We start from the raw sequence: 13,899 nt of genomic DNA, 5'->3' as shown, positions 1-13,899 counted from the left end.
CCGCGGCGCACGAGCGCGCTCACTGCAGGCGCTCGGCGGTCGGAGCCGGCGGCGGGGCGCCGCCGGAGCCCTTCGCCCGTCGCGCCTGCGCGGACGCGTCGAGCACGGCGCGCACCGCCTTCGCGAGCTGCGTCGGCGTGTACGGCTTGGCGAGGAAGTGGGCGACCCCGTCGAGCAGATCGGTCTGGAGGAGGGCGTCCTCCGTGTAGCCCGAGGCGTAGAGCACGGGCAGCGGGGCGCGCGCGCGGGCGAGCATCGCCGAGAGCGCGGGGCCGCGCGCGTCCGGCAGGACCACATCGCTCACGAGCAGGTGGATGGGGCCTGGATAGGCGGCCGCGAGCGCGATCGCCTCCTTGCCGCTCCGCGCCGCGAGGACCGAGTAGCCGAAGGAGCGCAGCGCGGCGACGCAGAGCTCGCGCACCTGCGCCTCGTCCTCCACGACGAGCACGGTCTCCACGCCCCCGACGGCGGCCGCGGTCGCCCTCACAGGCTGCTCGCAGGGCACGCCGCGCACGCGCGGGAAGCAGATCGTGAAGCGCGTGCCCTGGCCGGGGGCGCTGGCGAACCAGATGTGGCCCCCGTGCTGCTTCACGATGCCGTGGCACGTCGCGAGCCCGAGGCCCGACCCCTTGCCCGGCTCCTTGGTCGTGAAGAACGGCTCGAACACGTACTTCTGGACGGCGTCGTCGATGCCCTGCCCTGTGTCCGTGACCGTGAGCTCCACGTAGTCTCCGGGCTCGATCTCTGGCCCCCACCCCCCGTCGCCCGCGCCGAGCGCCCTGTTCGCCGTCTCGATCACCAGGCGGCCCCCGCCGGGCATCGCGTCGCGCGCGTTCACGGCCAGGTTCATGAGCAGCTGCTCGAACTGCCCCCGATCGATGTGGATGGGCCAGATCTGGCTCCCCGGCAGCACGACGAGCTCCACGTCCTCGCCCACGAGCGGGCGGAGGAGCGGCTCGACCCCGAAGATCAGCGCGTTCGGGTCGACGACGCTCGGCTGGATCAGCTGCTTGCGCGCGAAGGCGAGCAGCTGCCGCGTGAGCGCCGCGGCCCGCTCCGCGGCGGTGCCGATCTGCGTGAGGTGCTCGGCGACGGGCGACGCCGCCGGCACCTTGCGCACCGCGAGCTCCCTGTGCCCGAAGATCGCGGTGAGCATGTTGTTGAAGTCGTGCGCGACCCCGCCGGCGAGGCGCCCGATCGCCTCGAGCTTCTGGCTGTGCAGGAGCTGCTCCTCGAGGCGCCGGCGCTCGGTGATGTCGAGGCTCGTGCCGACCAGCCCGGTGATCGTCCCGGCGTCGTCCGTGACCAGCTGCGCCGCCATCTGCACGTGGCGCAGCTCCCCGCTGGACGGGCGCACGACGCGGCACTCGACGGGGCTCGCGATGCCGAGCGGCGACGCGGTCTCCGCGCCGCCGAAGACCCGGTGGCGATCCTCGGGGTGGATGAGGCCCGCGAAGAGCTCGAACGTCGGGCGCACCGAGGGATCGACGCCGAGGATGTTGTAGAGCTCCTCGGACCAGCGGATCGTCCGCGACGCGATGTCGTAGGACCAGCTGCCCACGTGGGCGATGCGCTGCGCCTCCTTCAGCATGCGCTCGCTGCGGCGGAGCTCCTGCTCGGCGCGGCGGCGCTCGGTGAGATCGACGACCGCGCCGAAGTAGCGCGACGGCGGCCCCGCGCCCTCGACGAGGGGCAGGCTGCTCAGCAGGCACTCCCGCACCGTTCCGTCCCGGTGGCGCACGCGGAACGCGACCGCGCCCGCCCCCTCGCCTGTCTCGTTCGCCAGCACCAGGAGGGCTTGCAGCCGCTCCCGGTCGTCGGGGTGGACGGCCTCGAGGAAGGTCTCCGTCGAGGGCGTGTCCGTCTCGGGATCGCGGCCCAGGATCCGGAAGAGCTGCCGCGACCAGGTGGTGCTGCTCTGGCCGAGCTCCCAGAGCCAGTTGCCCATCTGCGCCGCCTGCTCGCCCTCGTCGAGCTGCCGCCGCGCCGCCTCGACGAGGGCGGATCCCCTCGCGCTGCCCGGGTCTCTGGCCGGCGCGTCCGGGCCTCGCGCAGCGGCGCTCCGACCTGGCGCGCGGGCGTGGGCCAGCTCCCGCTCCAGCTCGGCGACGCGCGCGCGGAGCGCGTCCAGCTCACGGCTCCCAGCGGTGCTCATGGCCGTCCCGTTCCTCGCTGGGGCAGAGCGGTGCTCATGGCCGGCCATTGTATGCCGCAGGCGGCCCGCCGGGGACTCCTCATTCTGCGGCCCCCGCCTCGGGCGCGCCTGGTTCTGTGCGTCAGCAATCCCGCCGGTGATCGCTGACGTACAGAGCTAGCTCCGCCGGCGCAGGAGCAGCGTTCGCGTGATCTCCACGACCTTTTCCTTCACCCGGCCGTCGGCCTTGCCGAGCTCGGGCGTGAACAGGTCGGCGCCCTGCTCGATCAGGGCGCGCGGCGGCGTGTTCTTCACGCCGACGATCCGGAAGGTGACGCTCCCGGCGCCGCTCTTGGCCTCTTCCCTGGCGATCACCTTCGACGCGGCGAACAGCGTGTCGCCCGCGAGCACGCCGCTCGGGTGCGCCCCCTCGTCGAGGCCGAGGTCCCAGACGCCGCACCCGGCCGTGTCGCGGCTCGAGAGCGCGAGCACCCAGGACAGCACGAGCCCCCCGTGGACGACCCGCGTCTTCGCGAAGGAGCTCGATCTGGAGTACTGCTCGTCCACGTGCAGCGGGTGGGAGTTGCGCAGGAGGGTCGCGAGCTGCATGTGCTCGCTGTCCCCGATGGTCCTGCCGACCTCGTGGGTGATCACGTCGCCGACCTCGAAGTCGTCCCACGTGCAGGCGAAGCCGCCCTGGCGCGCCGGCGGAGGCAGCGGGCCGTCGAGCTCCTCCGGGAGGCGCGCCGGCGGCGCGTCCGGCTGCGCGACCGCGTGCGGCGCGTCCGCGGGGCGCTCCGCGACGCGGCCGGGGGGCACGAGCGCCTTGCGCTCGAACGAGCAGACGAGCAGCCCGTCCTGGTTCACCACCTGGGTCCTGACGTGCACGACGCCCTTGTCCCCCGTCGAGACCGGCTTCTTGCCGATGACCAGCGAGCTCGCGCGCAGCGTGTCCCCCGGATAGCAGGCCGCCGGGAACCGGACGTCGGTGTACGCGAGGTGCGCGATCGCCTGCTCGCTCACGTCGTGCACGCTGAAGGAGATCCCGAGGTTGAGGAGCAAGAGCGGGCTCACCGGCCTGTCCCTGAGCCCCACCGACCGGGCCGCGACGCGGCTGGCGTAGGTCGGGATCGCGTCCTGGAAAGAGGCCGCGAAGAGCGCGAGCATCCCCTCGTCCACGGTGACGTCCCAGGGGTGGGCATACACCGCGCCGACCGTGAAATCGTCGAGCTTGCGGCCGTAGCGAGGAGAGCGGACGCGGACCATCGGTCCGCGCGATCATGGCACAGGCGCGCTCGGCTGACGACGTCGCGCGCGTCGCGGCCCTGCGCACATGCCCGCTCGCCGGCTCGCGTCGCCGGCCGCCCGCTCGCGACCGCCGCAGTCGCTCGCGCCTTGGAGCGGTTCTCGCCCGCCCCTGGCACACGCGACTCAGAGCGGCGGTCTCCCGCACAGGAGACGGGTCCAGATCGGTGTTTTCGGCGCGGAAGCGCACTCCGGTGCGCTGAGCACCGAAAACGCCGAGATGGGCCCGTATCCGAAGCGGGTGACCGCCGCTCTAGGGCAGCGGCCCTTCGAGCAGGGCGCGCGCGATGCCCTGCGCGAGCACCTCGTGCGGGCCCAGCTGGAAGAAGAGGCTGCGGGCGTCGAGCAGGAGCCTCGCCGCGGTCGAGCTCTCCGCGTAGCCGCTCGCCCCGTGGAGCTGCATGCAGGCGTCGGCCGCGTCCCAGGCCACGCGGCTGGAGAAGAGCTTCGCCATCGCCGACGTGAGCTCGCACGGCTGCCCCGTGTCCGCCACGTGCGCCGCGGCGCGCGTGAGCTGCCGCGCGGCGGCGACGCGCGCGATGAGCCCTCCGAGCCGGTGCGCCACGCGCGGGAAGGAGATGAGCTGCGACCCGAACTGCACGCGCGTCTTCGCCCGCTCGAGCGCGAGCTCCAGCGCGGCCTGCGCCACGCCCACGCCGCACGCGGCCGCGTAGGTGCGGCCGGTCACGAGCGCCCGCTGGATCTGGGCGATCCCCTCGCCCTCGCGCTCGCCGAGCAGGGCCTCGCGGCCGATCTGGAGCCCCTCGATCCGGAGCTCGTAGTGCCCCATGCCGCGCTGCCCGAGCGCCCGCAGCTCGGTCCCGGCCATCCCGGCGTCCGGGAAGTCGGCGCCCGGCGCGCCGCGCCGCTTCGCGATGACGAAGAGGCTCGGCCCGAGCGGCAGCTGCCCCTGTCCTCCCGGCGTCGTGGTCCTCGCGAGGGTGAGCACCAGGTCGGCGCGGGACGCGCCGGTGACCCACGCCTTCTTTCCGATGAGGAGGTAGCTGCCGTCGGCCTGGCGCTCGGCGCGCGTGACGACGCGCGCGAGGTCCGACCCGTACGCCGGCTCCGCGAACGCGAGGGCGCAGCGCGCCTCGCCGTTCGCGATGCGTGAAAGCCAGGTCCGGCGCTGCAGGTCGGTGCCGGATCGGGCGAGCAGGTCCGACGCGATGGAGGCCGTCATGGTGAGCACGCCGAAGCCGAGCGAGCCTCGCGCGAGCTCCTCGATGGCGGTCGCCATGGCGGCCACGCCGAGCCCGTCGCCCCCGTGCTCGGGCGCGGTGGCGAGCCGGAACACGCCGAACTGCCCCATGCGGCGGACGATCGACTCGGGGATGAGCCCGTTGCGGCGGTGGATCTCGGGGGCGAGCGGCTCGACGAGGCGCTCGACGAAGTCGCGCATGTTGTGCCGGATCCAGCCGACGCGCTCGTCCTCCGCGCCGGCGCTGGCGGGGATGCCCTGCTCGGCGGCCGCGCGCGCGATCGAGGCGACGGCGACGCCGGAGCCCGCGTCGCGCGCCCACGCCGCGACCGCCGGGTGGCCGATCGCCTTGGCGACCTCGTCGTCGCGGAGCTCGAGCTCGCCGAGCGGCGCGATCTCTCCGCCGCCCAGATCGACGCCGCCGCGCAGCGACAGGAGCAGCGCCCCCGCGTGCGCCTCGGCGACCGCCCTGGCCTCCCCGCCCGCCTCGCAGGCCCAGCTCGCGAGCGAGCGGCAGGCCTCGATCTCCGCGTAGAGGTGGGCGAGCGCGTGGGCGGCGACCTGGTGTCGATCGAGCAGCATCCGCGACACGTGCAGCGGCACCGCGGCGCCCGCCCGGACGAAGCTCGCGCTCCTCGGCGCGCCCCGGAGGGCGGTTCCCACCGCGCTCCCGACGTCCACCACCCGGTCGCGGAGGCGCCCGCGCGCGACGCGCGCGAGCTGCTCGGCGGAGGTGATCGCCTCGCGCATCCCCCCGGGGCTGTCGGCCTCGAGCTTTCGAGAAACGATCGTGGCGTGTTGCTCCCGAATCGCCCTCATCCCCCGATCCCCCCGCTTGCGGACTATGACCCACGCCTCGCTTCACGGGACGCAGGACACAGCGCCTTACCACCGCGCCACAGCCACGCTCCCCGCGGCAGACGCGGAAAGGCCCGCCGAGGATGCCACCCCAAACCGCGTTCGTCGAGCCTGGGCGCAGCCTCACTATCGCGAGGCGACAGCGCATTAAGGCCCTCCCTGAATCTGCTCAACGTCGGTTCACGTCGGCTTCATTCGGTTCACGTCGGCTTCACGTCGGTCCACGCCGGCTTCACGTCGGCTTCACGCGTTCCGTCCCGCGACGCGCAAACAACCCAGCTCCACTCCCGATCATCAGTCTCAGACGTCCCGAGTCCCCCCGACGGCCGCCCCTCTCGGACGTACGTCAGGCCGCCCGAGCCGTTACATGGAGCTCACGGTCGGAAGCGCCGCCGAAGGCCCCCTGCAGACCCGGAGGAGCCTGTCCCCCAGCTCGACGGCCCACGACCGCACGGCGTCCGCCCGCGGGCACTGCGGCACCGCCTCGACCGCGTCCTGGATGAGCCGCTGCAGCAGCCGGGTCGTGCCGGAGAGCCCGAGCTCCAGCGCCGTGTTCGGGCGCCCGAGCGCCCCGTCGCGCCCCGCCGGCTTGCCCATGTCCTCCGGCCTCCCGACCAGGTCGAGCACGTCGTCCGCGACCTGGTACGCCTCGCCGATGCGCTGCCCGAGATCGCCCCAGGCGGCCCCGTCCTGGCCTGCGGAGAGCGCGCCGAGGGTCGCCGCCGCCTCGAAGAGCGCGCCCGTCTTCGCGCGCCGGTAGGCCGAGAGCGGGACCTTCGCCTCCGACTCCCACGCCTGCCCGGCGATGATCCCCTGCGGCATCCCGACGCCGCCCCCGAGCACCTCGAAGAACCGGACCGCCCTGCGCGCGTCGGTCACGCCGCTCGCCATCGCGTGGAAGGCGCCGCGCGCGAGCGCCTCGAAGGCGAGCACGATGAGCTGATCGCCGGCGAGCACCGCGATCGGCTCGCCGAAGGCCCGGTGGACGGACGGCCGGCCGCGCCGGATCGGCGCGTCGTCGAAGCAGGGGAGGTCGTCGTGGACCAGCGACGCGCAGTGGATGAGCTCCACCGCCGCCGCCGCGGCGTCGGCGGCCTCCGGCGCGGGATCGCCGTACGCCGAAGCGACGGCCAGGCAGAGGCGCGGACGGATGCGGGCGCCTCCAGGGAACACGGCGTGCTGCGTCGCCGCCAGGAGCCCGGGCGGCGACGCGGGCGAGGAGAGCGGCTCGATGGCGGCGAGGAGGACGCGCTCGATCCGGCGATCGAAATCCATGGGGGGCGAGTCTTGGCGAGCCTCAGGGGCTTGTCAATAGTTTGAACATTAGTTAAACAAAGTATAGACAAACTACCTCCGACGCGTACACTCCGACCATGGCGGACAGGAGAGATCGCGTCGTGGTGATCGGCGGGGGTATCGGCGGTCTGACCTCGGCCGCGCTCCTTGCTTCGAGCGGGCTCGACGTGGTGCTACTCGAGCGGGCGCCGCGCGTCGGCGGAAAGATACGCCAGGCGGTCCTCGGGGACCGCCGCGTCGACGTCGGCCCGACGGTGCTCACGATGCGGTGGGTCTTCGACGAGATCTTCGCGTCGCTCGGGCTCCGCTTCGAGGACCACGTGTCGCTCCGCCGGGCCGAGACGCTCGCGCGCCACGCCTGGCCGGACGGCTCGACGCTCGACCTCTTCGCGGACGGCGAGCGCGCCGCGGACGCGATCGGCGCGCTCGCGGGGGCGCGGGAGGCGGACGGGTACCGCCGGTTCAGCCGGTACGCGCGCGAGATCTTCGACGTGGTGGAGGCGCCGTTCATGCGCGCGGAGCGGCCCACGCTCAAGACGATCCTGAGCACGGCGGGCACCCTGGGCGTCGGCGGGATGATGAAGATCGACGGGCACCGCACCCTCCACCGCGCGCTCGGCGACTTCTTCACGGACGCGCGCCTCCTCCAGCTGTTCGGGCGCTATGCGACCTACTGCGGCTCGTCGCCGTACCTCGCGCCTGCGACGCTGAGCGTCATCGCGCACGTGGAGCGCGAGGGCCTCTGGCTCCCCGAGGGCGGCATGGGCCGCGTCGCCGAGGCGCTCGCCGCGGCGGCGGCCCGCGCCGGGGCGACGCTGCGCTGCGGCGCGCACGTCGCCGCCATCGAGGAGGGCCGCGGCCGCGCGACGGGCGTCGTGCTCGAGGGCGGCGAGCGCATCGAGGCCGACGCCATCGTGCTGAACGCCGACCCCGCGGCGCTGCGGGCCGGCCTGTTCGGCGAGCGCGCCGCCCGCAAGGCGCCGGGGAGCGAGCCGCGCTCGCTCTCGGCCGTCACCTGGGCGCTCGTGGCCGAGGTGAGCGGCTTCCCCCTCCTCCGGCACAACGTCTTCTTCTCCGGCGACTACGAGGCCGAGTTCCGCGCGCTGTTCGACCGCGCCGAGCTCCCGCGCGACGCCACGGTCTACGTCTGCGCCGAGGATCGCGGCGACGCGCCGGCGCACGAGCCCGGCGGGGTCGGGGCGAGCGCAGGCGCCGACGGAGGCGGAGAGCGGCTGTTCTTCATCCTCAATGCCCCTGCGACCGGTGATAAACACACCCCCTCATCGACGGAGATCCACGAATGGGAGCAGCGCGTGTTCCAGCAACTGCAGCGGTTCGGCCTCTCGCTGAAGAGCACGGGCGCCTCCCCGGTGGCGACGACGCCGGCGGACTTCGAGCGGATGTTCCCGGCGACGGGAGGCGCGCTGTACGGGCCGGTGTCCCACGGGTGGAACTCGACCTTCGCGCGCCCGGCCTCGCGCTCGAAGCTCCCGGGCCTGTACTTCGCCGGCGGGAGCGCGCACCCGGGGGCGGGCGTGCCGATGGCGGCGCTGAGCGGCCAGCTCGCGGCGCGGAGCGTGATGGAGGACCTCGCTTCGACCTCGAGATCCCGAGCGGGGGCTACGCCTGGTGGTACCTGGACGCGGTGAGCGACGACGGGCAGAGCGCGATCACGATCATCGCGATGCTCGGGAGCGTCTTCTCGCCCTACTACGCCAAGGCGCGATCGCGCGGCGCCGCGGACCCGCTCATGCACTGCGCGATGAACGTCGCGCTGTACGGCGCGCGCGCCGATCGCTGGGCGCTGACCGAGCGGCCGCGGGGCGCGGTCTCCAGATCGCCGCGGTCGCTCGCCATCGGACCGAGCCTGATGGAGTGGTCCGGGGGTGAGCTCCGTGTCTCGTTCGACGAGATCACGGCCCCTCTGCCGTCCCGGCTCTCGGGGACGGTGCGCCTCCGCCCGTCCGTGCCCGGGCCCGCGGCGGACGGCGCGCACGATGGCGTCGCCCTGGATGGGCGGGGGCTCCACCGCTGGACGCCCATCGCGCCGATCGCGCGGGCCGAGGTCGAGCTCGCGCACCCCTCGCTGCGCTTCTCCGGCAGCGCCTACCTCGACACGAACGCCGGCGACGAGCCGCTCGGCCACGCCTTCGAGCGCTGGACCTGGTCGCGCGCGCTCGGCTCGGACGGGATCGCCCTCACCTACGACGTCCGGCGCCGCGACGGCACGCGCATGCTCCTCTCGCCCGCGTTCGACGCGGCGGGCGGCGCGCGCGAGCTCCCGCCGCTCGCCCCGCGGCCGCTCGGCGACACGCGCTGGGGCCTGGCGCGGGAGATCGCCGCCGACCCGGGGTCCGCGCCGCGGCTCCTCCGCACCCTCGAGGACACGCCGTTTTACGCGCGCTCCCTCGCCGCCGCGACGTTCGGCGGCAAGCCGGCGACGGTCGTCCACGAGGCCCTCTCGCTCGACCGCTTCGCCAGCCCCTGGGTGCAGCTCCTCCTGCCGTTCCGCATGAGGAGGGCGCGATGACGCTCGCGATCTGGATCGGCACGGCGCTCGCCGCCTTCGCGATCATGGAGGTGTGGGCCGCGCTCCTCCACGGCAAGGTCTGGCACCACGCGCTCTGGCGCATCCACCGCACCCACCACGCGAAGCGGCGCGGCGCCTTCGAGCAGAACGACGCGCTCGCGTTCCTCCACGCCCCGATCGCCGCCGGGCTCATCATGTACGGCAGCTGGGCCGCGCCGGGGCCGCTGCGCGAGGCCGCGTTCGGCTTCGGCCTCGGCATGACCGCCTTCGGCCTCGCCTACGTCCTGGTCCACGACGGGCTCGTCCACGGGCGGCTCCCTGTCTCGGGCCTCGCGCGCATCCCGTACCTCGCGCGCGTGCGCGACGCGCACCGCGTCCACCACGGCACCGGCGGCCCCCCGTACGGCCTGTTCCTCGGGCCCCTCGTCCTCGCGCGCCGCGGCGTCGCGGGAGGCCGCGCCCAGCGCGCCGCGCAGCGGGCGCGGTAGCCCTTTAGCGGGCGCGGTAGAGCTCCCGCGCGAGCCCCGCTCCCCAGCGGCCGATGGCCCGGAGCGGCAGCGTGCTCACGACCTCGCGGTACACCTCGGGCCGCCGCGCCGCCGTCTCCCGCAAGAACCTCACGAAATCGGCCGGCTGCATCTCGTCGCGCAGCAGCGCCGCGTACGCGTCGTTGCCCATCGCGTGGAGCACGGCGAAGGCCGTGTCGAGGAGCGCGTTCATCTCCCCTGCCCTCGCCCCGCCGGCGGGCTTCGCCATGAGGGCCGCGAGCGCGCCGGTGCCCGAATGCACAGGCGCGTCGCGCGCCGTGGCCGACGTGGCCGACGTGTGACGCGCGCCCGGCTCCCGGACGGCCCGCGCCAGATCGGCGGCCGTCGCCGCGAGCTCGCGCACGTTCGCGCCGAAGCCGCAGAACGTCAGCGGCGAGTGCCGCGCCGCCGCGTCCCCCACGAGCCGCACCCGGCGCCCCGGCGCGCGCGGCGCGGCCGACAGCCGCGACCAGCCGGGGATGAAGCCGAACGTCGGGCGGACGAGGCGCGCGTCGCCCTCCTTGTAGCGCGACAGGAGCCGGAAGAACCGCGCGTAGAGCGACAGGAGCGCGCCGGGGCCGACGTCCCCGGAGCGCGCGTAATAGAAGAGGTAGACCGTCGTCTCGCCCGGCCGCCCCGGGAACGCCTCCCAGAGGTGCTGCCGGCCCTCCTCGACGTCCTCCGTGGTGGCGAGGATCTCGCCGACGTCCGGCCGGATCCGCCGCTCCCCGTCGCCCTCCGAGAGCCCCGTGAGCACGCCGCCGACGGTCGGGCAGAGGAGGTCCGCGGTCGCGTAGGGGCTCGCCGCGCCGCGCGCGTCGATGAGGAGCCGCGCGGACAGCGCGCGCGGCGCGGCGCCCGGCTGCGCCTCGGCCACGGCGAGCGCGACAGCGTCCGGCCCCTCCGCGTGCCCGAGGAGCGCGTGCCCGTCGAGCAGCGTCACCCCCAGCGCCTCGGCCCGGGCCCGCGCCGCGGCGAGCAGCCCCGCCGCGTCGATGGCGTGGTCGAGCACGCCGCGCACCGGGTACGTCCCGCCGCCGTGCCAGCGGCAGAGCCCCTCGACGTAGCGGGCGATGACGAGCCGCTCGATCTCGTCCCTCGCGAAGATCCCCGACGCCGACAGCGCGGCCACCTCGGCCGTCCCGGCGTTCCACTCCCGGTGCGCGGCGCCGATCCGCGCCCGGTCGAGCACCGCGACGCGCAGCCCTGCCGACGCGAGCAGCGGCGCGAGCAGGAGCGACAGCCCGCCGCCCGCGACGACCACGTCGTAATCGGCGGTCGCGCCCCGATCCGGCGGCCGCGGCGAGGGTCCCGGTCGAGGCGCCGGCGCGGCCCGCACCGCGTCGAGGTGCTCGAGGCGCGCGAGCAGCGCGTCCCCGCCCGCCTCGCGCACGCGCCCCCGCGCCGCGTCGATCTCCCGCGCGGCTGAGCCCGGCGCGCCGCCGGCGCTCATCGCGCTCCCACCAGGGCGCTCATCGCGCCGCCTCCAGGAGGAAGCGGACCTCGTCGAGCGGCGGCGCCGCGCCGTGCTCCCGCGCCTCCGCGGGCGCGACGGACCTGCGGAGCAGCGCCCGCAGCACGAGCCACGCCTTGCGGCCCGGCGACACCACCGCGCGCGTCGACACCGAGTCGAAGCCTTGGCGCGCGATGACCCGCCCGATGTCCGCGTAGATGAGCCGCGCCGCCTGGATCGCGGGGCGGCAGTCGCGCGGCAGCATCGGGATGCCGGCGCCCGCGCGGAGGTAGAGCACCTCCGCCTCGGCGAGCAGCCGCGCCACGATCCGCCCCAGCCGGTCGTCGAACACCGGCCGCGCGAGCCACCCGTCCGGCGCGATCCCGGCCTCCCGCATCCAGGCGAGCGGCAGGTAGATCCGACCGCGCCGCGCGTCCTCGCCGACGTCGCGCGCGATGTTCGTGAGCTGCATGGCGACGCCCAGGTCGCACGCCCGCGCGAGCGCGTCGGGCCCTCGCGCCCCCATGAGCGTCGACATCGTCGCGCCCACGGTGCCCGCGACGCGCGCCGCGTAGGCGTTCAGGTCCGACAGCGTCTCGTAGCGGCGCCCCTCCGCGTCCCATGCGAACCCCTCGAGCAGCGCCTCGATGAACGCGCGCGGCAGCCCGTGCTCCGCCATCACGTGGGCGAGCGCGCGATCGACCGGGCTGTCGTCCGGCCTGCCCGCCGCGGCGCGCGCGAGCCGCTCCCGCAGCGCCGCGACGGCGGCCGCGGCCGCGGACGGCGGCGCGTGCTCCCCGAGCTCGTCGACCGCGTCGTCGGCGACCCTGCAGAACGCGTAGAACGCCGCCGCCGGCTCCCTCACGCGCGCGGGCAGGAGGAGCGCCGCCGCGGCGAAGCTCTTCGACCCCTTGCGCAGGAGGTCCCTGCACGCGGCGAAGTCCGCCGCCGACGCCTCAGGCGAGCTTCGATGCATCCGGGACCACCTGATCCAGCACGCGGGCCGACGAGAGCACCCCGGGCAGACCGGCGCCCGGGTGCGTGCCTGCCCCGACGAGGTAGAGGCGCTCGACGTCCTCGCTCGCGTTGTGGGGCCGGAAGAAGGCGCTCTGCGTGAGCACCGGCTCCGGCCCGAACGCCGCGCCCCGGAACGACAGCAGCCGGTCCTGGAAGTCCTGCGGCGTGAGCAGCCGCGAGCTCGCGAGCGCGCCCTCGAGCCCCGGCAGGAGCGTCGCCTCGAGCAGCGCCGAGATGGAGCGCCGGTACCGCTCCTGGACCCTTGGCCAGTCGGTGCCGCTGAGCAGGTTCGGCACCGGGGACAGCACGTAGAACGCGTCGCAGCCGGGCGGGGCGAGGGCCGGATCGGTCGCGGTCGGGCGGTGCAGGTACAGGCTGAAGTCGTCGGCGAGCACGTGCTTCTCGAAGATGTCCTCGAGCAGCGGCCTGTACCGCGGGCCGAGGAGGATCGTGTGGTGAGCGACGTCCGGGTACTGCCGGCGCGTGCCGAAGTACCACACGAAGAGGCTCATCGAGTAGCGCTGCCGCTCGATGCGCCGGTCGGTCCAGCGCTTCCGCGCCTCGGGGGGCACGAGGTGCCGGTAGGTCCACGCCGAGTCCGCGTTCGAGACGACGACGTCGGCGGCGAGCCGCTCCCCCGACGCGAGCTCCACGCCCCGGGCGCGGCCGCCCTCCACGGAGATGCGCCGCACCTCGGCGCCGCACCGCACGGAGCCGCCGAGCCCCTCGATGAGCGACACGAGCCCCTTCACCAGCGCGCCCGTGCCGCCGATCGGGAAGTGCACGCCCCAGTTGCGCTCGAGGAACGCGATCAGGCTGTAGATCGAGGTCGTCGAGAACGGGTTCCCGCCGACGAGCAGCGGGTGGAAGCTCAGCACCTGGCGCAGGCGGTCGTCCTTCACGTGCTTCGCGACGAGGCCGTACACGGTGCGATAGCTCTCGAGCCGCACCATGTCCGGCACGATGCGCGCCATGTCCATCCACGACCCGAACGGCACGTGGGCGAGCTCCTCGAACCCGACGCGGAAGATCGCCTCGCTCCGCCGGACGAAGCGCTCGTACCCCTCGACGTCCCCGGGTGACAGGCGCGCGACCTCGGCGCGCATCGCGGCGGCGTCGCCCGTGTAGTCGAACGTCGCGCCGTCGTGGAACCGGATCCGGTAGAACGGCGCCACGGGCCGCATGTCGATGTCGTCGGCCATCTTCCGGCCGCAGAGCTGCCAGAGCTCTTCCAGGAGGAACGGCGCCGTGATGACGGTCGGCCCCGCGTCGAAGGTGAACCCGTCCTGGCGGTGGACGTACGCGCGCCCGCCCGGCTGGTCGAGCTTCTCGACCACCGTGACGTCGTAGCCCCGCACCCCGAGCCGCACGGCCGCCGCGAGGCCCCCGAAGCCGCTGCCGATCACGACGGCGCGCGGCGCGCGCGCTCCGCGGAAGACGCGGCCCGCGAGCGCCGCGCCCGCCGCTCGCGGGGGAGCGGCCACCTCGTCGCCCGGCGAGGCGTCAGGCCTGGCCGGATGCGCCGGATCCTGCGCCGAAGCGCTGGTGTTTTGCATGACGCTCAGTATAATGTTTGTC

General features: G+C 74.7%; 10 protein-coding genes. 3 read left to right on the top strand and 7 right to left on the bottom strand.

Features of this window, described 5'->3' with window-relative positions; all coding sequences use genetic code 11:
* Positions 1-19: 19 nt before the first annotated feature.
* The 4 genes from WMF11_RS03215 to WMF11_RS03200 all read right to left on the bottom strand — a co-directional run bounded on the left by WMF11_RS03215 (position 20) and on the right by WMF11_RS03200 (position 6,773).
* Positions 20-2,155, bottom strand: a complete 2,136-nt coding sequence (locus tag WMF11_RS03215; protein ID WP_437976371.1) for an ATP-binding protein — start codon at positions 2,153-2,155, stop codon at positions 20-22.
* A gap of 156 nt (positions 2,156-2,311) precedes the next feature.
* A complete protein-coding gene (locus tag WMF11_RS03210) occupies positions 2,312-3,400 on the bottom strand; it encodes a MaoC family dehydratase (protein ID WP_437906930.1) in 1,089 nt (362 codons plus the stop codon).
* Positions 3,401-3,692: 292 nt separating this feature from the next.
* Positions 3,693-5,459, bottom strand: coding sequence for an acyl-CoA dehydrogenase family protein (locus WMF11_RS03205; RefSeq protein ID WP_437906929.1), 1,767 nt, complete (start codon positions 5,457-5,459; stop codon positions 3,693-3,695).
* A 402-nt stretch (positions 5,460-5,861) separates the two neighbouring features.
* Entirely contained in the window at positions 5,862-6,773 is a 912-nt protein-coding gene (locus tag WMF11_RS03200; RefSeq protein ID WP_437906928.1) for a polyprenyl synthetase family protein, read from the bottom strand.
* Positions 6,774-6,871: 98 nt separating this feature from the next.
* Between WMF11_RS03200 and crtD the strand changes: the two genes are divergently transcribed.
* Genes crtD through WMF11_RS03185 form a run of 3 tightly spaced genes read left to right on the top strand, consistent with a single transcriptional unit; the run spans position 6,872 to position 9,812 of the window.
* On the top strand, positions 6,872-8,443 hold the full coding sequence (gene crtD, locus WMF11_RS03195; RefSeq protein WP_437976370.1) for a 1-hydroxycarotenoid 3,4-desaturase CrtD: 1,572 nt from the start codon (positions 6,872-6,874) through the stop codon (positions 8,441-8,443).
* Positions 8,440-9,324, top strand: coding sequence for a carotenoid 1,2-hydratase (locus tag WMF11_RS03190; protein ID WP_437906926.1), 885 nt, complete (start codon positions 8,440-8,442; stop codon positions 9,322-9,324). The genes crtD and WMF11_RS03190 overlap by 4 nt, the downstream gene beginning before the upstream one ends.
* On the top strand, positions 9,321-9,812 hold the full coding sequence (locus WMF11_RS03185) for a beta-carotene hydroxylase (protein ID WP_437976369.1): 492 nt from the start codon (positions 9,321-9,323) through the stop codon (positions 9,810-9,812). Before WMF11_RS03190 ends, WMF11_RS03185 begins: the two co-directional genes overlap by 4 nt.
* A 4-nt stretch (positions 9,813-9,816) precedes the next feature.
* Here WMF11_RS03185 and WMF11_RS03180 read toward each other — a convergent pair whose 3' ends face one another.
* From WMF11_RS03180 to WMF11_RS03170, 3 genes are read right to left on the bottom strand one after another with little or no spacing between them, the layout of a single operon-like run.
* Positions 9,817-11,304, bottom strand: a complete 1,488-nt coding sequence (locus tag WMF11_RS03180) for a lycopene cyclase (protein ID WP_437976368.1) — start codon at positions 11,302-11,304, stop codon at positions 9,817-9,819.
* Positions 11,305-11,323: 19 nt separating this feature from the next.
* Positions 11,324-12,280 carry a phytoene/squalene synthase family protein gene (locus WMF11_RS03175; protein WP_437976367.1) on the bottom strand — a complete coding sequence of 319 codons (957 nt, stop codon included), beginning with the start codon at positions 12,278-12,280 and terminating at the stop codon, positions 11,324-11,326.
* A complete protein-coding gene (locus tag WMF11_RS03170; RefSeq protein WP_437976366.1) occupies positions 12,261-13,877 on the bottom strand; it encodes a phytoene desaturase in 1,617 nt (538 codons plus the stop codon). The genes WMF11_RS03175 and WMF11_RS03170 overlap by 20 nt, the downstream gene beginning before the upstream one ends.
* Positions 13,878-13,899 lie beyond the last annotated feature (22 nt).

The organism is Sorangium sp. So ce295 (assembly GCF_051527405.1).
GTDB classification, from domain to species: domain Bacteria; phylum Myxococcota_A; class Polyangia; order Polyangiales; family Polyangiaceae; genus Sorangium; species Sorangium cellulosum_B.
Note: the sequence above shows the minus strand (reverse complement) of the source record. Positions and strands in the feature narration are given on the sequence as shown.

What these genes read in the sequence shown, in the direction of transcription:
- WMF11_RS03215 (WP_437976371.1), bottom strand. Translation starts at nt 2,155, where the DNA reads ATGAGCACCGCTGGGAGCCGTGAGCTGGACGCGCTCCGCGCGCGCGTC.
- WMF11_RS03210 (WP_437906930.1), bottom strand. Translation starts at nt 3,400, where the DNA reads ATGGTCCGCGTCCGCTCTCCTCGCTACGGCCGCAAGCTCGACGATTTC.
- WMF11_RS03205 (WP_437906929.1), bottom strand. Translation starts at nt 5,459, where the DNA reads ATGAGGGCGATTCGGGAGCAACACGCCACGATCGTTTCTCGAAAGCTC.
- WMF11_RS03200 (WP_437906928.1), bottom strand. Translation starts at nt 6,773, where the DNA reads ATGGATTTCGATCGCCGGATCGAGCGCGTCCTCCTCGCCGCCATCGAG.
- crtD (WP_437976370.1), top strand. Translation starts at nt 6,872, where the DNA reads ATGGCGGACAGGAGAGATCGCGTCGTGGTGATCGGCGGGGGTATCGGC.
- WMF11_RS03185 (WP_437976369.1), top strand. Translation starts at nt 9,321, where the DNA reads ATGACGCTCGCGATCTGGATCGGCACGGCGCTCGCCGCCTTCGCGATC.
- WMF11_RS03180 (WP_437976368.1), bottom strand. Translation starts at nt 11,304, where the DNA reads ATGAGCGCCGGCGGCGCGCCGGGCTCAGCCGCGCGGGAGATCGACGCG.
- WMF11_RS03175 (WP_437976367.1), bottom strand. Translation starts at nt 12,280, where the DNA reads ATGCATCGAAGCTCGCCTGAGGCGTCGGCGGCGGACTTCGCCGCGTGC.
- WMF11_RS03170 (WP_437976366.1), bottom strand. Translation starts at nt 13,877, where the DNA reads ATGCAAAACACCAGCGCTTCGGCGCAGGATCCGGCGCATCCGGCCAGG.